Origin of the sequence: Bacillus sp. N5-665 (assembly GCF_022637375.2) — a bacterium.
GTDB lineage: Bacteria > Bacillota > Bacilli > Bacillales > Bacillaceae_G > Bacillus_A > Bacillus_A wiedmannii.
The window spans coordinates 310,398-329,813 of record NZ_CP093324.1; the positions used below are offsets into that span (position 1 = coordinate 310,398).

Sequence of the window (19,416 nt, forward strand, 5' to 3'; positions counted from 1 at the left end):
ATGATAAAGCATTGATGTTTACTCTTAAGTTATCCTTTTCATATTAAAAGCCCTTTTTATTAATTGAGAACCTGTTTGATACTATTCTTCCATTACTTTTCTTGAACTCATACTTTCTCCTATTCCCCATACAATATGTGTACCTTGATTCAAATTTTGTTTTAAAGCATTTTTTGTATATAGTCTTTTCCCTCTTTATCTACTAATTCTTTTAATAACTTATATAAATAATTATTACTAGCTGTATATGCACCGCTTAAAAATAGTTCTAATGTTTTATCTACAAACCCAGATGCTATTCTAACTGCCAGTCTATCAGCCATTTTTTTATTATCAATCCCAATAACTTGTATGGAAATGCCCTCATGTAATCTGGTCATCATACCTAAAAACATACATGAAGAATAAATACCAATTATTTCTCGTCTTATTTATTTTTCTCACAACTGTGCAGGTACTTGGAAAATTAATAATACTTTATTATAATTAAGTATATATTAACAACATGTTTAGTATAAGTAAATAAAATTAATTTTAATTTAATATTTTTTACTTATTTAAAGGGGATTACGCATATGAACAATATTAATGTTGGTCAAAAAATTATGGCATTTAGAAAAGCTGCCGGATTAACTAGTAAACGTTTAGCTGAATTAGCTGATATAACACCTTCTATGTTAAGTCAGATTGAGAAAGGAATCACGAATCCATCATTACAAACATTAAAATTAATTTCTGTAGCATTAAATATTCCATTATTTAATTTTTTCTTAGAAGATACCAATACGGAAGAATTAGTCGTAAGAGCTAATCAAAGAAAAAAAATAACTTTCCCTGAAAGCGGTAACGTTTCATATGAGTTATTATCTCCCAATTTAGATGGATCACTGGAATTGGCTTTAATGAATCTGTTACCTCAAACGGCTTCATCTATAGAACCTGTGGCACATAAAGGTGAAGAAATAGCATTTATTATGGAAGGACAAGTAAGACTATATTTAAATGATGAGGTTTTACTTCTCGATACAGGTGATAGTGTTAAAATCCCACCATATGCAAAGCATAAATGGGAAAACACTTCTTTAAACAAAGTCACTGTTATATTCGGAGTAACCCCACCATCTTTTTAATTCCATATACTATAGGATAAAAGTTAGAGAAAATAATTCTCTAACTTTTTGTATACATAACTATATTTTAAGCAAATAAAAAACTGGTCTCATAATTATATAAGATTAAAAGCTAAACAATTAAGAATAGTAAAGTAGAGCTTTTTAATTACATGCTTAATTTACTTTTTAATGTCCAGTATTTTTCCCCATTAGCGTCAAAAGAGAATTCGACCCATCCATTTGGATCTTCACGATAAATAAAGATGTTTGTTCCAGGAGTTAATGTACCAACATTATTTTGCGTTACATCTACATCTGATCTACTTTTAATTTTCAAATCAAATGGATAAGGTACATAGTAATAAACAGCTGATGATATAATTTTTGTGCTCGAACCATCTAAATACTTTTTATACGGTATTTCATTAGATAACGCTTCAACATCTAATGTTTCAGGATTCTTTGGTAATTTTTTTGCATATGTATAGTCTTCTGCACGGAACGGTTTCATACGTTCCATAATACCCGCAATTTTTTTAGCCCAGCCTTTATCTGATGCATATTTCACGTTCATACCAGTTAACGTTGGTCCGTTATAATGCATACCACTTTCTTCTAAATATCTCTCTCGTACATAATTAGCGTTATAAGCAATACTGTCGCCGTACGTCGGTAAGTATTTTGCATATTTAAATGGATCTCCATCATATGCACGTAATCCGAATAGATTATGTTTTTGATATGCAATTTCTGATTTACCGTATCCAGATTCTAAAATCGCATGCGCCGCTAAATAATGAGCATTCACGCCATATTGATTTTGCGCATTGATAAAATCTTGCCCATGTCCAACTAATGGACTATCTGAATGATATTTTGCTATAAAACTATCAATCTCTTGAGCTGTGATTTTGGAAGCAACTGTTAAATTCAAATCTTCATATGATGTAGCAGTAATAATCTCTTTTTCCTCTAAAACATTCTTTGGAGTTAGTTGCATAATATCTGTTTTTGCAGTAAGTTGAGCAGCTTCGGCGCGTGTTATCGATCTATTAGGTTGCCAACCGTTATCAGTACCCACGGAAATTTTTAAATCAATTAAAACATTGGCGAATCTTTCACCCCAATGGCCTTTTAAATCCTGAAATTTACTTTGGCTATTATCATTTGCTGTACTTTGAAGTTTATAGGCATTTACTAGCATTGCCGCCATAGAAGCGCGCGTTACTTTTCCGGATGGATTGAAGATTCCATTACCTTCGCCTTTAATAATGCCAGCTTTTTCAGCTGCGGCAATATAAGGTGCCCCCCAGTGGTTTTGTGAATCTGTAAAGGATGGTTTTGCATTGTAGTCAATTTGTATACCTAAAACTTTTGTCATTATTGTTGCGGCGGAAGCTCTGTCTAGTGAATCATTTGAGCCAAAACTTCCGTCTGGGTAACCACTTAATACTTGTTTATCCACTAAATAATTAACGGATTGCTCTGCCCACTTAGGAACATCAGAAAATTTTTGAGTATTTGCTAAAGTATTAGAAGAATAAGATAATATTGCTCCTGCGAGGATACTTGTCGCGATGAATTTGTAGTTCATAAAAAAATATACACCTCTACCATACTATTGTATTTATCAAATTGAGATTTTCTATTTTTATATTTACTTGCCTGTAATCATAATCAGATTGTATTAACATGCATTCAATTTGATGTAATGATTATAGTTACTTATATGTACAAGTGTCAATAGATGTCTTTTACAAAAATGTATGATATTTATATGAATTTGGATTTCCACAATATCATAATTGACTCATGTATAAGGTAGATTTAATAGTTAAATTTCCTCCCGGTATTGTAAGTCTCTTTAACTTAATGCAGTGAAAACTTAAAGTTGGTATTAAATGCTATTACTTTACATTTGGTTGCAAAATCAATAATAAAATTATTAAAGTAAATGTAGTTAATTTCCTTTAGAAGAGCAAATAATAATTAATTTACATTTAATTATATTTACTTATAATTAATACCGTGTTAACGTGTATTTAATAATAGAATATTTAGCCTTTGTTAATTAAAATTAAGTTCTATAATTATTATATACTTATATTAAGATTTATAGTATAATAGATTTGTCTGTTATTTGTTTTAATTCATTTGATTGGGCAATTCCTTTATAAAGAGGATTGCCTATTTTTTTACAAACCAATTACATATTTCCCCTGTTTGATTTAAGTGATTGAACCCGAAATCAAATATGGTATGCTACATATACAAAATACGGTAATTCTTTGGATCGTATAAGCTAAAAAGGACGAGATACTTTAACATCACGTCTCATAACTGCTACTTATGTATGTATTATCCTTTTTTAGACCCACGCTTGAGCTTCCTAAGGCGAAGAGTGGGTCTTTTACTGTTCTTTTTTGCAGTTTCTTTCTTAGTACCTATGTTGAAAGCTAACACAAATTACTCGTATAATCTCTTTTAATAGTTTATATAATAACCTCACATTCACAAGATATACAGTCACCATTAAATACTTTAGTTTACTATAACATGAATATGTATACTTGAAGATCTATAATTTTATAGATTAAATATAGAACAAAAAACCATTTTTTAAGACATATACAATATACATTTATCAATTTTTACAAGCGTTAAATATATATCATTTTAATAGATTAATATAAAATAAAGGGGAATCTTTTATGTCAAAACCAAAATTAAAAAGGTATTTTGGGACGCTAAGTTTAACATACGCATTACTTATTTCTACAATGCCAGCAAGTGCTGGTTCAGGATAATAAGTGTTAGAGACAAATAACCTAATGCCTATGAATTTGATTATAATAGTGCAAAAGGGACAGTTGAAATTTTTTACAGGGATAAAAAAGATAATACTAAAACAAAGATAGAGAAATGTTATATGAATAACCACACGTGTTATGTACCAGATAAATGATAAATGAAAGTAATAAAAACACTCAATAGCAGTGTTTTTATTACTTTTCTTATAGACAATTAAAATATTACTTTAAAGATATTGGTGGTACTAACAATTCTCTTTTAAATTAACTCTTTCTTCTACTTTAAAATAGTAGACCATGATTATGTTACTATAATTTCAATATATACTTTTTCAAATTATCTTTTCTTTACTCGTTATTTATTTTCACCAGTTTTTCTCCTTGGTCTAAAATTGCGTCATAGTCATTTTTTTCTTTAATTTCTTTTATTTTATTTTCAATTGTGGGCGTATTATTTATATTAAAGTACGTATTTAATACTTCGTAGGGTGTCTTTCCTTGTTTGGTTGCACTATCTTCAATAGCTTCTTTCCATGGAATATTTGCTCTGTCCATGCTTAATTCAAGAGCTGAACCAGTCTCATATCTCATATTCCGCTCTAAAAACCTTGGAGATTCTGCTTGTCCATTAGCAATGAAGTTGAAAGCCTCCATAAAAGTAACATGATATGGCTTCTCATTCTTTGCAAGTACCATAAGTTTCCCACCAGTTAACTTACTATAACGATACTCTAAGTATCGTGCTGAACCTTCTATTGCTTCAGTTTTTGTTTCTCCAATCAATTGTGGCCATTTATTATAGCGATAGTTACGTACAATTGTCCAATCATATAATGCTTGAATAATATTTTCTGGGTTCGTATCAACCATTGCTTTATCTAATAACTTAAATTCTAATCCCATTAATGCATAATTTTCTTTATTTATCGGATATTCGTGAATATACTCTCCACCATTTGAATCATAAGTCCAATCTTTTTGTTTATAAGCATGAAAAGCCTCATGTAATAAAAAAGACGAGAAATCAAAATATAAATCTGGATTAACAAACATTTTAGGATAATATTTAAAATAAAATACATCCATATCGTTAATATTTATTGTCCCAAAGTTCCAAGGCATCCAGGTAGAAACCGTTCTAAAATCAAAACGAGTTAAACGATAGACTTTAGGTAGATGCAAAGAATTTGGGACTTTTATTTCTTTTGCAAAAATACTATTTTCTACTCCTTTTACATTAACTGCATAAGCTTCTTGTCTAAAGAATCCCCCATCTTTATTACTATGTATCAGTACTAATGGCTTTTTTTCGAAATGATAATCTTCATTCCAAAGTTTATCATTCGATTCTTCGAAACTCTTATAAATAGTAGATAATTCATTTAACATGTTTTGATCCGTTTCATTTAAAAACTTAAACTCAGTATGATATGTTTTATTTAAAATTATGCTTCCCAACATAATTCCTATAAATATCACCAATATGATTAGAATTACTCTTAAAAACTTTTTCATCAGACACTCCTTTTCTATAATAATTCTTATTTTAAATAAGGTTTACAAATTTGGAATCACTATACAAAGAGGCTTTGCCTTTTCAACGTACAATGAACTTCAGCAATTACTAGCTACTTCCTGAACATTGTTCTTCATTTACCAACCTGTTTATGCTTTTTTTAAAATTTGCAACAGAACTAAAAATTTCTTACTATTACTTATTATCCATTATTATCTGGAGCCTCTTCTATATTCCCATCATTACTTGGTGGCGTTAGCGTTCCATAGCCATCCCCATTGTTTGGTGGCGTTGTATTTCCTTGGCCACTCCCATTGGTTGGTGGCGTTGTATTTCCACGGTCACTTCCATTAGTTGGTGGCGTTGTATTTCCACGGTCACTTTCATTGGTTGGTGGCGTTGTATTTCCACGATCACTTCCATTAGTTGGTGGCGTTGTATTTCCACGATCACTTCCATTGGTTGGTGGCGTTGTATTTCCACGGTCACTTCCATTAGTTGGTGGCGTTGTATTTCCACGATCACTTCCATTAGTTAGCTCACTTTGCTTTTGCTCTTCTGGTTTCTTTAATTCTTCTGGTTTCTTTTGCTTTTCTTTTTGCTTATTTTCACTCGGCTGTTCAGTCGTATTTGCTATTTTTGTATTTGGAGAAGAATCACGCTTCTCACCTTTAATACGTAATTCGCTACCTTCTTGAACTACACTGTTCGGCATTTTAAATCGCGACTTATCTGTAGCAAACTTACTCATCATTTCTTTAAAAATCAATTGAGCTATTTTCGTATTTTTACTACTAATATAATCATCTTTACTATCCTTTGTATATCCGGTCCATACTGCCATCGTATATTGTGGTGTATAACCAGCAAACCAACTATCACGTGTTGCGCTTTCTGGTAGATTATATTGTGCTATTTGTTCTGAAGAATAGTTTGTTGTACCTGTTTTACCCGCTATATCTAAAGAACCTATATTGGCTGTTGTACCCAAACCAGATGAAACAAAAGTACGAAGCATATCAGTAATCATATATGCTGTAAAATCCTTCATAACTCGTTTTGTTTTTTGTTCAAAGTTTTTTGATTTTCCATCTGGATAAACGACTTTCTTGACAAAATACGGTTTCGTATATTTACCACCATTCCCAAATGCCGCATAAGCACCTGCAATTTCAGTTGGAGACGATTCATTTGTACCAATCGCTGTTGATTCGGTCGGTGCTACATTAAAAGTAATACCTAGCTTTTCAGAGAAACCTTTTGATTTATTAATTCCTACTTCTTTTGCAGTTTTTATTGCCGGGATATTTCGGGACGTCTTCAATGCATCACGCATTGTAATTGGTCCTAAATGCTTTCTATCTGCATTTCTAACTTCTTGTCCTGTTGAATACTTAAATGGAGAGTCATCAATTTGATGGTAAGTAGCCCATTTTAAATATTCAATTGCAGGAGCGTAATCAAAAATTGGTTTCATCGTTGAACCTGCTGAGCGATTTAATTCAATCGCAATATTATGTCCTTTAAATACAGCTTTATTTTCACCACGTCCGCTACCAATTGCACGAACTTCTCCTGTTTTCGTATCCATAAATGTGAAAGCCCCTTGAAATTTCTCATTTGGATAATTAATAATACCTTCATTTAAAAGCTTGTCCGCAAAATCCTGTGCCTTTTGGTCTAATGTTGTATAAATTTCTAAACCATCAGATCCAATATTAGCTTCTGGCAACTCTTTTTCAATTTCTTTCACAACGGCATCCATAAACGCAGGATATGGCATTTCTTTTTGTTCAGTTGCTCCCTTAAGTCCTTCTGTTACTGGAACTTTTGATGCTTCATCCATTTCTTTTTTTGTAATATAACCATGTCGATTCATTAATTCAAGAACAACATCTCTTCTTTCTGTTGCCTTTTGAATATTTTGTTCTTCCGTTGGATCATAGTTATTAGGCGCTTTCATTAAACCGGCAAGCATCGCAACTTCTGGTAGTGTTAAATCTTTTAATTCCTTACCATAATAGTTTTGTACTGCTGTTGCGATTCCGTATGAACGGTTGCCTAAGTAAACCTTATTTAAATACATCTCTAAAATTTCATGTTTTGAATACTGTTTTTCCAGCTTATACGCTAAATATATTTCTTGCGCCTTTCTCTTTGACGTTTTTTCCATCGATAAGAAGTAATTTTTAATAACTTGCTGCGTAATCGTACTTCCACCTTGAGAGCCGTAATCACCTTTTAGGCTGACTAAAACTGCACGTGCAGTACCTTTAAAGTCTACGCCACTGTGCTCGTAAAAACGTGCATCTTCTGTCGCTAAAAACGCATTTTCTACTAATTTAGGAATTTGATTATACATAATATTCGTTCGTTTCTCTTTCCCATATTCATATATCAATTTTCCATCTTTATCATAAATTTTTGAGGATAACGGATTAACAAGTTTTGCTTTCTCAAGTTTTGGTGCATCCTTGATCATAACGAAAAAAGTAGCAACCCCTGCGACTAACCCCACAATACCTAGTAATAAACAACTAATTAAAAATTTACGAAAAAACGGAGTTTTCCCCTTTGGTTTTTGTTTTTTAGAAGCTGGCTGTTTTTTCTTTTTAACTTGTCGTCGCTCCTCTCTAGAACGATGATTTTCTAACATGCTATATCCTCCTGTTGATTTACTTAAAATTAGAGGGGGCACCTTCAGAAATATACTTATATTTAAAAAGTATGCTAATCAGAAATAGTGAATCTTTTCCTAATATATAGATTATAAAACTTAGATTAATTCTTAATCTGACTATTTCCTCTCTATTCTTTCTAATAATGTTGCTCCTTAAAGTAAGAATATTGTTTGCTGTTCTTCATCTTTTTGTTATATAACCAAAATTTTAAATATTACATTATTTAAAAACCAGTCTAAAATAATGGTTCATGTTAACATAATCAGCATGAAAAGAATCGACTACTAATTTTATCCTATAGTTTGTATGGATACAGGGAATCAGAAAGCAAAGGTAAAATCAATGCCCTCACTTGAGGGCATCTTAGGTTTACATTGAATAGACAATTTAAGTAATAAATTTGTTCCACTTTAAGATGAGAAAGAAATTTGAGTTTGTATAGTAACGGAGCAGAAACGTTACTAGGGGTACAGCAACGAAAATGGAATTTCATAGAAAATCCAATCTTAGCGTGACGGGTATGGGTTACCGTCAACATTCTGGAACATTACCCCACTAAGCAAAAAATCTCACTTTTCATCTTTTTCAGATAATAAGTGAGATTTTTCATTTTTGTGTATTTCTTTTGCTTAACTTGATTGTGACAGAGTTCTACCCAAATAGACGTAATTATTTATTTTTCTTTAACATTCAAAAAATTGACAGATTTCTCGCCCTCAGTACCTAAAGCCGTTTTTACTTTATCTAATTCCTTACTTAATTCTGGTGCTTTCCCTTGATTGACTAAATTAAGATTCCCAAAAGATTTATTAAAAGATAGAATCTGTCTAGTCTTTTCTTTCCCATTTATTTCTTTAAATAATGTATCATCTACTATTAATAGGATTACATTGGATCCACCACGATATGGCGCTAGCCATACATCACCTGCGTATTGTGTACTCATTTTTTTCGCATCATATGTTATTTCTTTTAAGTCCTTATATTCTTTATTTGCAAATAAGATAGTTTCACCTTTTTTTGATTTTGGTAATGAATCCACAGGATCTGAAGATTGGTGTATTTGCGTATAGTGGAAGCAGTTGGGATGATGTTAATGAATATATTATTCCTGTACATAATCAACATGAAGAACAAAGCGTTGAAAAAATTATCAGCACGGTGGGAAGTCCCCATGTTTTTGTTAACCTAAAGGGAGAAAGTTACCGACCAGAAACTTCATGGATGTTTACTCCTACTGCAGCAAGTTATTGGGGAATAAAAGATAAAGAAGAAATCATGATTCCGACAGAACAATATGATGGCATTCTCTGGTTAGAAAAGACGACGCCTTCTGTACTGAAGTAAATACAAAAGCATCCTTACAATATAAGGATGCTTTTAATTATATTTTTATAAATTCTTTTTCTATGAATAAATCTTTGTACATATACGTTTTAAATAGTGCTTTCTAATAATAAGGAAGTAAATAATTTGCATACAAATAAAGCTTATTAATACAACAATTGAGCTTTGAATAACGGACATTTCCTTACTTACTGTTTGTCCTAATTGATGAAACGTTAGAAATGCAAAACTGCTGTGAATCATAGCAACTACAATCGGTAAGAAGAATAGTAGCATCATTTGTCTTGTCACAATTTTCTTCAACTCACTTTGACTTAAACCTAATTTTGAAATCATTTGATACTGTTCTTGATCACGTACTAAATCAGTAAATAGACGGAAATATAAAAAGCTAAGCGTAAATACGAAAAATACAATCCCCACCATTACACTTGAAATAGAAAGTAATCCGTTTTGTTGTTTCAATTCAATCCATTTTAAATACAAGGATGAAAAGGCATAATAATCCTCTTGATTCATACCAATAAACTTCGTAAGGTTTGAAGAAATCGCACTTGTTTCAGACCAATTTTTAACGATAAAACCGTATATCGTGTAATCTCGGAGTACGCCTTCTTCTTGAACAATTAGGACCTTATTATACACAGCATCAGATACAATAACAGGGCTTTCAACCATTGCTAATTCTGGGATATAAATTGATTTTTTTACAGAAAGCAGAACCTCTAGATCACCATGTTTTATAACAAAATCCTTTAAATCTTCTGCACTTTTTTCGTTCTTATTTAGTCGTATAGCAATGCTATCATTTTCATTTGTTAATTTCTCAATTTTATACCCTAAATTTTTTGCGTATTCATTATACGCAGAAAGACTAATTAACGACAATCCGTTTAGTGATCTTTTAAATTTTGTTGCTACAAGGTCATAAGAAAATCCAGATTCTTTTAATTGTTTTTTTATCTCTTCAATATGGGCTTTTTCTTGTGTATTCCCCTTATCAGATCGATAGGTAAATGCATATGGGGTCTCATGTTTTGCCAATTCAGGATTTGCGATAGCTGTACAAACTCCAATTGCTGTAAAAGAAACAGCGGAAATAATTGTAACGATAAAGAACGTATTTGCATTATCTTTCATTCGATACATTAATTCTGAAATAACAAGGAGATTGGTTCTATTAAAGAATATAGTTTCTCTATTTTTTAAAGTGTGTAACACATATACACACAATTGAGTAAACAAAAAATAGGTTCCAAATACAATTAATACGACACCTACTCCTACGAGTAGGAATAATTGATTCAAAGTCATGTAATTTACCGCGGCAATACCGTGGTAGACGCAGGAGTAACCCGCTCCCAATAAAATAAGTACCAATAAGGATATCCAAACAGACACTTTGGGTTCCGGTTTTGGCTTTTCCTCTGATTTTATGAGTTCTACAAGCTCATTCATTTTCACCATTTTTGATGTAAACAATGAAATAAGTAAAAATAAAACAACAAAGGACATAGCTGTTACTACCATAGCCTTTAATGGAAAGTAAAATGCTAACGTATGCTCTACTCCTAATAAAGACCCACTAACTAGTAAAAACAACTTAGAAAAAATTACCCCCAGTCCGATACCTACTACTATAGAAGGGATTCCAATCAACATATTTTCGAAAAAAATTAATCGATGAAGCTGCTTATGAGACATTCCTTGTAACATTAATAATCCAAACTCTTTTTTTCTATTTTTTAAAAATGTACTAACAGAATAGAAAATAAATAAGAAAGAAAAAACAAAGATTAAGTAATAAGATAAATGAAATCCTATTTTCCCAAATGTACTCATGATGGTACTTACATGAGTCAGTTCGCCTTGTAGGCTCGGATGAAATACAAGTAGCCCATAAGTGAAAAAAATCAATACCGCAAATGTACTACTAAAGAAATGACCAAGATATATTCGTTTATTCCGTAAAACATTATTGAATGCAAGCTGTCGAAAAGTCATGTTTTTTCCCCCCTAACATAGAAAGACTATCCATAATATTTTTATAAAATAATGGACGATCGTCATTGTAGCAAACTTCATTATATAGCTGTCCATCTTTAATAAAAATAATGCGGTCACAGTAACTTGCAGCAACAGGATCATGCGTTACTAACATCATTGTTGCCTTCTCTTCTTTATTTAATAGTGTTAATATCTCCATTACGTCTTGAGAAGCTTTAGAATCTAAATTTCCTGTCGGCTCATCGGCAAGAACCAATTTAGGAGAGTGAATGAGTGCACGAGCAATCGCTGTTCGCTGCGCTTGTCCTCCTGATATTTCATATGTTCGTTTATTTAAGATTTCGTTGATTCCTAATTTTTTCGAAATAGATTCTACTCGTTTATTTATTTTCTTCACATTCATGCCATCTAATACGAGCGGAAGAACCATATTCTCTTTTACTGTTAATGTATGCAACAGATTAAAGGATTGAAAGACGAATCCTAATTCCTGTCTGCGAAATAAGGCCAAATCATTGACCGAAAGCTGATACGGATTTTTACTATTAATGAATACACTACCTGATGTTGGTGAGTCAATAGTAGATATCATATTCAATAAAGTTGTTTTTCCACTACCCGACGGTCCCATAACCCCAACAAATTCCCCTTCTGTAATTGTTAAATTAATATTTGAAAGTGCTGTATGTGAAACATTTCCTGTGTATTCTTTACTAAGTTCTTTTACTTCTACTATTTTCATATGAGAAATTCCCTCCAATTTTATCTACTAAGAATGAGATTTGATAACTAATGCATGCCTACATTTTGACTTAATCATTTGTTTCAGCTTTTCTTATTTAAGCTGTCATACTTGTTCGAATGTATTAAGCAGTAAAATAACTTGCTATCGTACCTCAGGATTTTTAAGCATGTTTCTGTTTTTCATTGTAGTAGTATGGTTGTTTTTCTCATATTGAATTATCTTTCATTTTTCTTACACGCTTGAAATGTTTCTGAAAACACAGTCTATAATCCAAAAAACATAATTTTTTGAGAAATAGCATTAAGGAATTTTTCATATGCACTGTACTATACGGTACTAGATTTCCATATAGATTTCATTTGCAATTCATCGTATTTTCTTTACCGTTCACCAAGTTCTTCCTATTTTTAAAATGGAACAAATTTATTACTTAGAGTGTCTATTACGTGTATTCCTAAAAATATGAAAGGACTTATTATTACCAAAAGTAAAGTGATGTAAAAAAGTGTGTTTTGAAATACAGCATTTAAATGTTACGAGTTTAATACTTTCACAGGTGGACTATTACAAGTGTAATTAAAAAAAGAAACAATCCAAACAGCGTCAGTTCATTCATCTAAACGTTTTAATTCTGCTTAACCTGTTAAAATTCAACTTCAAAAGTATTGTTATCCTATACACACTTTAATTAACATCGGTATTTAAAACGCCAAAACAAAATCCATATATTCTTGAAAGAGGTTGAAAATTTATGTTCGTTTTAAACAAGTTCTTTACCATTTCACATTACAAAAAAATTGTACCTGTCGTATTACTTTCATGCGTAACACTAATAGGCTGTTCCAATAGTAATACTTCATCTGAATCACCTAAACAAACGAAACAAACAAATCAAATTAAACAAGAAAATACTGGTAATGATTCTTTTGCTAAACTTGAAAAAGAATATGATGCCAAGCTTGGTATTTATGCACTGGACACAGGTACGAATCAAACTGTTGCTTACCATGCAAATGATCGTTTTGCATTTGCCTCTACATCTAAATCATTAGCAGCGGGAGCTCTTTTACGTCAGAACTCAATAGAAGCTCTTGATGAAAAGATTACGTATACGCGAGAAGACCTTTCTAATTATAATCCAATTACTGAAAAGCATGTGGATACAGGAATGACGTTAAAAGAACTTGCAGATGCTTCTGTTCGATATAGTGACAGTACTGCACATAATTTAATTCTTAAAAAGTTAGGTGGTCCATCCGCATTTGAAAAAATATTGAGGGAAATTGGTGATACTGTTACTAATTCTGAGAGATTTGAACCTGAATTAAATGAAGTAAATCCAGGAGAAACACATGATACTAGTACACCAGAAGCGATAGCTAAGACACTTCAGTCATTTACATTAGGAACTGCACTTCCAAAGGAGAAACGTGAACTATTAGTAGATTGGATGAAGAGAAATACAACTGGAGATAAATTAATACGTGCGGGCGTACCAAAAGGATGGGAAGTAGCTGATAAAACAGGTGCAGGATCTTATGGGACAAGGAACGATATTGCAATTATTTGGCCACCAAATAAAAAACCAATTGTTCTTGCCATCCTTTCTAATCATGATAAAGAAGATGCAGAATACGATGATAAACTCATTGCAGACACAACCAAAGTCGTGTTAGATACTTTAAAAGCTACGAATAAAAAATAATAGATTATTGGAGCGTGTCATATAAACCGTGTAAGTAACCTACCATCATAGATAGATGGTTGCTTCACGGTTTTTCTTTTTCAAAAATAATTAAGAAGGAGTGGTTACACTTATAGTTAGAAGAGAGATTCAAAATCCGTGAAATTAGCTCAATCAATTTTTGAAGCTTACCAATCGGAAACTGTTGAAGATTTTCAAGAGGCTTTGAAAGACATCGGTGGACCTTTGTTTGAGGCAATGGTTCAGGGCGAAATGAATCACCATCTTGGTTACGATTTAAACTCAAAAAACGGAAAGAACACGAAAATTGTCATAATGGATACCCACACTTTGGATACCTAAAGTGCCACAAACCTTGCGGTCATTTAGTAGCACTCCGTATCCAATCTCACTTTCATCCCTTGCCTAAAGGCTATGTGTTTTTTTGTTGGAGAAGGATTGTAAAAGAACCCCATAACAAATGGAATGGCAATCATATCCCTCAATTGGTCAATCTTGTTGAATCAGCTTATGGTTAACGTTAAATTTGCCTAACTTATTGTAAAATACAGAATTTATCTACCGTGATTTAAATTCGTCGTTTGTTCGATAAGATAATTTGATATATCTGTGTTGGTGCCATTCCTCAAGAGGAATTTCACTAAATCTTGTTTTTGAAGAACAGGATTAATAACAGCTACATCTAACTGACTTAGAATCTGAACGATGCCATGGTGTGAAAAACTCTTGATTTCTTTCAAAAGTTCTGCATCACGTTTCTTTCGTTCGGTGGATTCTTCAGGATACCCAGTATTGAACGGTTCTTCAAAAAGTTTCTCAAGCGTGAAGCGAAGATTTAGTTCGCCCGCCCAACCGAAGTTCAATCCAAGTGGCAGTGATGCACAGTTTCCGTTATTTATCCTACCAAACAGGAACGCATCTGTTGGAGTTGGCAGATAACCGCTAATGACATTCGGAAGTGTATTACAGGCAATCGACATACCAACACCGCTACTACATCCAGTGACGACAAAATCAACTGCGCCTGAATTTAGAAGTAGACCAACAGCTAAGGACACTTGTATATAACTTAACTCCGAATCTTCAATTATAACACCAAAATTAAACACTTCATATCCATGCTTCGCCACTGCCCTTTTTGTTTCTTCAAAAATCAGTTCATTTTTGCTAGTTTGGGTACTTGCTTGTATCACAGCTATCTTCATTCTTCCACGACCTTTCGATTTAATTATCACACATACCGAAAGTCAAAAGTAGATAAAAAAGATAAAACCAATCTTACCTTAAAATTTGCTATTCTATGTGTTCGTTTCAAAAACTTACACAGATTTCTTTACAATCCCGGTTATTCTTTTTCATTTTTCCATCACAATATTTTGACGTTTTTTTTATGTATTTTGAGAAGTATTGACCATTTAATGTTACAAAAACGGTTATTCTTCCATTTCTAAAGAAAAAGTTGGGGATTCCCCCAACTTTTTTATACATCTATTTTCTTATTAATCCTGTGGATGTAACCTGATATGTTCTTTTCTTACCTATATATTCCTGTTTTCCATTCTCAAGGTTAGTTAAAGTCGCTCGCGTTTTTTCCTTTGCTGCTTCCCCTTCTAAATGAGTAAATTCTATATAATCTCCCACTTTTATAGGTACTGTTTGGGTTTCAGCATTTTGTTGTCTATTTCCCATGATTTCCTTATTGAACATAACGCTACCGGATGAGCTTTGGACCTTAATACTTGCATATGTACTATTAAAGTAAACATGCGGTACGCCAGCTTCTAATTTGATTTTCAGCTCTTCTGCTGTTTTATTATAATCTACTTTTGCAATTTCTCGATCACTATATCCTTTTAATGACCATGCAAATTGTTTTCCATCTAGAATCGTTGTCTCTGGCATTTTTTCAACTTTCTTTAATCCCTCTATTGTAACCTGATATCTTGCTGTCTTTCCAATAGTCTCATTTTTGTTATTTCCAAGATTTGTTAATGTTGCGCGTGTCTTTTCCTTTACTGCGTCTCCTTCTATATGAGTTAATTCAATGTAATCCCCCACTTTTACAGACACAGTTTGGCTTTCGGTATTTTGTTGTCTATTCCCCACGATTTCCTTATTGTATAATACGCTACCAGATGAGTTTTGGACCTTAATACTTGCATATGTGCTATTGAAGTAAGAATGCGGTACACCAGCTTCTAATTTGATTTTCAGCTCTTCTGCCGCTTTATTATAATCTACTTTTGCAATTCCTCGATCACTATATCCTTTTAGGGACCATGCAAATTGATTCCCTACTAAAATATCAGAATTTCCATTTGTAATTCCTACTTTTTTCTCTACAGTTCGATCAAATATGTCTGTTAATGTAATTTTAGCAAAAGCCGTTTGAGGCAATTGCATAGTTTGACTTACCTCAGTTTGGTAGGACTTAATATTATCAATTACTTTCAAAGGTTGTCCCATTAACTTTTCATTGTCATAGATTTCAATTTTCCCTTTAAACTGTGGGGTACTTTGTTCTTTCAATTTCCAAGACACATTTAATTTTTCAGCTTCAAAGCGAATATTTTGAATATCAAAATCTAAATTTCCCATTTCTGGTTGACTAGGCTGATTTATATTAAAAGTTTTTCCAGTACCAATTGTTGATTGAGTATTTCCTCCTGCCTTAACCCATATATATTCTGAATTTGCTCCTCCATCGTATTGATAAGATGTTTCATGTTGCCCACTGATACGCTGATTATTCCAAGAATTCCATTGTTTATCTGAAACTTTTCTACTGTATCCATTTTTTAGGCGTGCTTCTCTTACATCTTGTCCATTACCAGCCCAGTCCTCTTGGAACATCGATAGACCATAATTAAATGCAACATTCGCAACTGGATGATCCATAATAGCAACTAACTTCCATTGATTTAATTTATTATCTTTTATCCACTGGCCAAATTTTGTATGGCCATCTTCTTGCCAAGAACGTAGAGTCATTCGATACCATTCACTATCTTTCCAATTATAAGTTGTTTGTACCTTCAGACCTGTTCCTTCTCCACCAAATCTATTGGCTTCTGAAGTCGGCGATAAATATTCAGCTTTTATTGCTTGGTTTGATGCTATTGGATCCCAAAGTGCAAAGTGAAGGGTACGTTTACCAGTTTGATCAAAACCACTTTGTTGTTGGAAGCCAGCATAACCACCACCCTCTCCCCCCTGATTCCAATTATGCACAGCCCAATACGTATAAGGAGCTGTTTGGACTGGTGACCAGTCTATGCTAATAATATCTGAAGCAGCAGTATTTTGTGGTGTTACATAAACTGATGGAGCATGAGATCGGATTGCTGCCTTTGTACTAGAAATTGGTGCTCCATACATTGACATCATGGTGCAAGCCGCAGTAATTATAACAATCTTTTTTAGTCTTCCATTTGTTTTTTCTTTAAACATGACTTCCTATCTCCTTTTAAATTATTTTAGTTACATTGAATAATAACGATATACATACTATTAAACAAATTATGTAAAAAAATAACATTAGCTATACTACCTAGTTATGTTTAATGTTTTTTTCACTACTATTACTAACCAAATCATAGTATTTTGTAAGAGTATCGTATGATTTGTGACTAAATGTTGGCTAAAAATATTATAAAAATTCATAAATATATAGTTTAAGATTAGGATGCTGAAAAGACTCCTTTGATATTACATGATTTTTCAATAGATTCATTTCCTTAATTACTCACACTATTAATTAAAATTTGTTTACGGAAATAACATTATGTAAACATACATCGTGATAATTAGATAAAATAGCTTATTAATTTGCGCGTGTCTTTTCAATAGATTAAAAGAGCCCACAAAAAACGTAGACTCCTTTAGTTACCTAAATATTAAATATTACAACCAAAAATTAACATTAAATTCTTCTGTTAACTTATTTGATATTTAATGACGTAGATAATGTATTCCAAGGTGCATTTGTAGATGTGTTTTGATATTTGAATTGTCCATTTTGCTGTCCCGAAGCATCCCATTTATATTCCCATCTATCAACTGTTCTATCACCATTAATATCAATCATCTTAGAATCTACTTTTTTTAGTTTTTGACCACTCATTTGAGCAATCGGATTTCTACCATATCCCATTTCATTTGTTTGAACTACCTCCACTTTCACTTCGTTTAGAAGTGGGGGATTCCTAAGTAAAGAGTTCTATCGAACTCTAATTGATTAGGCTAACCCCGCAGTCCTTGCGGTTAGAAGCCTTATTGCTTCATTCTTTATATTGATACTTGCGTTAATATCCCTATCATGGTGTGTACGACAAGAAGGACAGTCCCATTTACGTAGGTTTAGATTTTTAACGTCTTTGTTTTGATATCCACAACAAGAACATAATTGGCTGGAAGCAAATGTTTTCGATACGACAATGACTTGTTTACCATACCATTTTGCTTTATATTCCAACATGGTTCGAAACTGTGACCAAGATACTTCACTAATTGCTTTTGCTAACTTATGATTCTTTAACATATTCGATACTTGCAAATCCTCTATACCGATAACATCGTGGTTTTTGATGATTACAGTTGAGATTTTGTCTAAGTAATCTTTTCTAGCATTTGATATGTATTCATGAATTCTAGCTACTTTTACTTTTTGTTTATTCCAACGAGAAGATCCTTTCATTCTTCTAGAAAGGACACGCTGTGCTTTCGTCAACTTATCTTCTAATGATCGGAAAAACTTCGGATTTGCATAGGGTGTTCCATCTGACAAAATGGCGAAATCTTTTAGTCCTACATCTACTCCAATGTAAGAATGTGTTTTCGGAAGTTCTTGTACTTCTGTTTCAACTAATAGTGACACAAAATATCTACCAGAAGGGTTACGTCTAACTGTAGCATTTACAATACGTCCCGTTATTTCACGACTTTTGGCAAATCGAACAAGACCTAGTTTTGGCAATTTTATTTTGTTTCCTACAACGGCAATGTTTTTATTTGTTTGTTTTGTGATATAAGATTGTACGTTATTCTTCTTGGATTTGAAACGCGGGGCACTATTTTGTTTTTTGAAAAATCGTGTATACGCATCCGCAAGGTTGCGAACAGACGACTGAATCGCAATACTATCCACTTCTTTGAGCCAAACAAACTCTTTCTTCATGGCAGGAAGTTTGGCAGAGCATGTACCATATGTTAAACCTTTTCCAGTCTCTTTGTATGCGTGATCCCATAGGGATAGGAAATGATTGAATACAAAGCGAGAACAACCTATCGTTTTATTAATTAGAATTGCTTGTGCTTGATTTGGATAGATACGAAACTTAAAGGCTTTATTAATTATCATTTGATTCACCTCCATTTCGGTATATGACTATCATGCACCGAACGTACATTCTATGGATAGTGAAGTAACACTTTATTATGTCGAACAATTAAGATGGCTTCCTACCATCCCTAGTTCGAAGCCAATTCATCTCT

Annotated in this window: 11 protein-coding genes and 4 pseudogenes; 4 read left to right on the forward strand and 11 right to left on the reverse strand. The window is 32.5% G+C overall.

The window, feature by feature from the left end:
* Nucleotides 1-161 precede the first annotated feature (161 nt).
* Nucleotides 162-383, reverse strand: coding sequence for a serine ammonia-lyase (locus MNO09_RS01395; protein WP_241949892.1), 222 nt, complete (start codon nt 381-383; stop codon nt 162-164).
* Between the two features lie 192 nt (nt 384-575).
* Between MNO09_RS01395 and MNO09_RS01400 the strand changes: the two genes are divergently transcribed.
* Nucleotides 576-1,130: a helix-turn-helix domain-containing protein gene (locus tag MNO09_RS01400; protein WP_088059283.1), complete on the forward strand. Its 555-nt coding sequence runs from the start codon at nt 576-578 to the stop codon at nt 1,128-1,130.
* Between the two features lie 148 nt (nt 1,131-1,278).
* Here MNO09_RS01400 and MNO09_RS01405 read toward each other — a convergent pair whose 3' ends face one another.
* The 4 genes and pseudogenes from MNO09_RS01405 to MNO09_RS01420 all read right to left on the reverse strand — a co-directional run.
* Nucleotides 1,279-2,706 carry an S-layer homology domain-containing protein gene (locus MNO09_RS01405; RefSeq protein ID WP_088106855.1) on the reverse strand — a complete coding sequence of 476 codons (1,428 nt, stop codon included), beginning with the start codon at nt 2,704-2,706 and terminating at the stop codon, nt 1,279-1,281.
* Nucleotides 2,707-4,270: 1,564 nt separating this feature from the next.
* Nucleotides 4,271-5,437: a hypothetical protein gene (locus tag MNO09_RS01410; RefSeq protein ID WP_098654312.1), complete on the reverse strand. Its 1,167-nt coding sequence runs from the start codon at nt 5,435-5,437 to the stop codon at nt 4,271-4,273.
* A gap of 203 nt (nt 5,438-5,640) precedes the next feature.
* On the reverse strand, nt 5,641-8,094 hold the full coding sequence (locus MNO09_RS01415) for a transglycosylase domain-containing protein (protein ID WP_088106853.1): 2,454 nt from the start codon (nt 8,092-8,094) through the stop codon (nt 5,641-5,643).
* 698 nt (nt 8,095-8,792) lie between these two features.
* A pseudogene (locus MNO09_RS01420) lies at nt 8,793-9,173 on the reverse strand (lipoprotein BA_5634 family protein); the annotation flags it as partial.
* On the opposite strand from MNO09_RS01420, the pseudogene MNO09_RS01425 reads away from it, so the two are divergent.
* Nucleotides 9,173-9,466: pseudogene (locus MNO09_RS01425) on the forward strand (erythromycin esterase family protein); the annotation flags it as partial. The pseudogenes MNO09_RS01420 and MNO09_RS01425 overlap by 1 nt on opposite strands.
* A gap of 60 nt (nt 9,467-9,526) precedes the next feature.
* On the opposite strand, the gene MNO09_RS01430 reads toward MNO09_RS01425, so the two are convergent.
* Together MNO09_RS01430 and MNO09_RS01435 are read right to left on the reverse strand one after the other, a co-directional pair.
* A complete protein-coding gene (locus MNO09_RS01430) occupies nt 9,527-11,470 on the reverse strand; it encodes an ABC transporter permease (RefSeq protein ID WP_070168775.1) in 1,944 nt (647 codons plus the stop codon).
* Nucleotides 11,442-12,215, reverse strand: coding sequence for an ABC transporter ATP-binding protein (locus tag MNO09_RS01435; protein WP_070168774.1), 774 nt, complete (start codon nt 12,213-12,215; stop codon nt 11,442-11,444). The genes MNO09_RS01430 and MNO09_RS01435 overlap by 29 nt, the downstream gene beginning before the upstream one ends.
* A gap of 754 nt (nt 12,216-12,969) precedes the next feature.
* Here MNO09_RS01435 and blaIII point away from each other — a divergent pair.
* A complete protein-coding gene (gene blaIII / locus MNO09_RS01440; RefSeq protein WP_088106840.1) occupies nt 12,970-13,923 on the forward strand; it encodes a class A beta-lactamase BlaIII in 954 nt (317 codons plus the stop codon).
* 138 nt (nt 13,924-14,061) lie between these two features.
* Nucleotides 14,062-14,229, forward strand: a pseudogene (locus MNO09_RS01445) (IS256 family transposase); the annotation flags it as partial.
* A gap of 248 nt (nt 14,230-14,477) precedes the next feature.
* Here the strand turns inward: MNO09_RS01445 and MNO09_RS01450 are convergent.
* The 4 genes and pseudogenes from MNO09_RS01450 to tnpB form a co-directional block, all read right to left on the reverse strand.
* Entirely contained in the window at nt 14,478-15,128 is a 651-nt protein-coding gene (locus MNO09_RS01450; RefSeq protein ID WP_088106839.1) for an RpiB/LacA/LacB family sugar-phosphate isomerase, read from the reverse strand.
* A gap of 283 nt (nt 15,129-15,411) precedes the next feature.
* Entirely contained in the window at nt 15,412-17,373 is a 1,962-nt protein-coding gene (locus tag MNO09_RS01455; RefSeq protein ID WP_241949893.1) for a DUF3472 domain-containing protein, read from the reverse strand.
* Nucleotides 17,374-17,863: 490 nt separating this feature from the next.
* Nucleotides 17,864-18,091 (reverse strand): annotated as a pseudogene (locus tag MNO09_RS01460) (DUF4879 domain-containing protein); the annotation flags it as partial.
* Nucleotides 18,092-18,160: 69 nt separating this feature from the next.
* Nucleotides 18,161-19,282, reverse strand: coding sequence for an IS200/IS605 family element RNA-guided endonuclease TnpB (tnpB, locus tag MNO09_RS01465; RefSeq protein ID WP_241949894.1), 1,122 nt, complete (start codon nt 19,280-19,282; stop codon nt 18,161-18,163).
* Between the last annotated feature and the right edge of the window lie 134 nt (nt 19,283-19,416).

What these genes read in the sequence shown, in the direction of transcription:
- MNO09_RS01395 (WP_241949892.1), bottom strand. Translation starts at nt 383, where the DNA reads ATGATGACCAGATTACATGAGGGCATTTCCATACAAGTTATTGGGATT.
- MNO09_RS01400 (WP_088059283.1), top strand. Translation starts at nt 576, where the DNA reads ATGAACAATATTAATGTTGGTCAAAAAATTATGGCATTTAGAAAAGCT.
- MNO09_RS01405 (WP_088106855.1), bottom strand. Translation starts at nt 2,706, where the DNA reads ATGAACTACAAATTCATCGCGACAAGTATCCTCGCAGGAGCAATATTA.
- MNO09_RS01410 (WP_098654312.1), bottom strand. Translation starts at nt 5,437, where the DNA reads ATGAAAAAGTTTTTAAGAGTAATTCTAATCATATTGGTGATATTTATA.
- MNO09_RS01415 (WP_088106853.1), bottom strand. Translation starts at nt 8,094, where the DNA reads ATGTTAGAAAATCATCGTTCTAGAGAGGAGCGACGACAAGTTAAAAAG.
- MNO09_RS01430 (WP_070168775.1), bottom strand. Translation starts at nt 11,470, where the DNA reads ATGACTTTTCGACAGCTTGCATTCAATAATGTTTTACGGAATAAACGA.
- MNO09_RS01435 (WP_070168774.1), bottom strand. Translation starts at nt 12,215, where the DNA reads ATGAAAATAGTAGAAGTAAAAGAACTTAGTAAAGAATACACAGGAAAT.
- blaIII (WP_088106840.1), top strand. Translation starts at nt 12,970, where the DNA reads ATGTTCGTTTTAAACAAGTTCTTTACCATTTCACATTACAAAAAAATT.
- MNO09_RS01450 (WP_088106839.1), bottom strand. Translation starts at nt 15,128, where the DNA reads ATGAAGATAGCTGTGATACAAGCAAGTACCCAAACTAGCAAAAATGAA.
- MNO09_RS01455 (WP_241949893.1), bottom strand. Translation starts at nt 17,373, where the DNA reads ATGTTTAAAGAAAAAACAAATGGAAGACTAAAAAAGATTGTTATAATT.
- tnpB (WP_241949894.1), bottom strand. Translation starts at nt 19,282, where the DNA reads ATGATAATTAATAAAGCCTTTAAGTTTCGTATCTATCCAAATCAAGCA.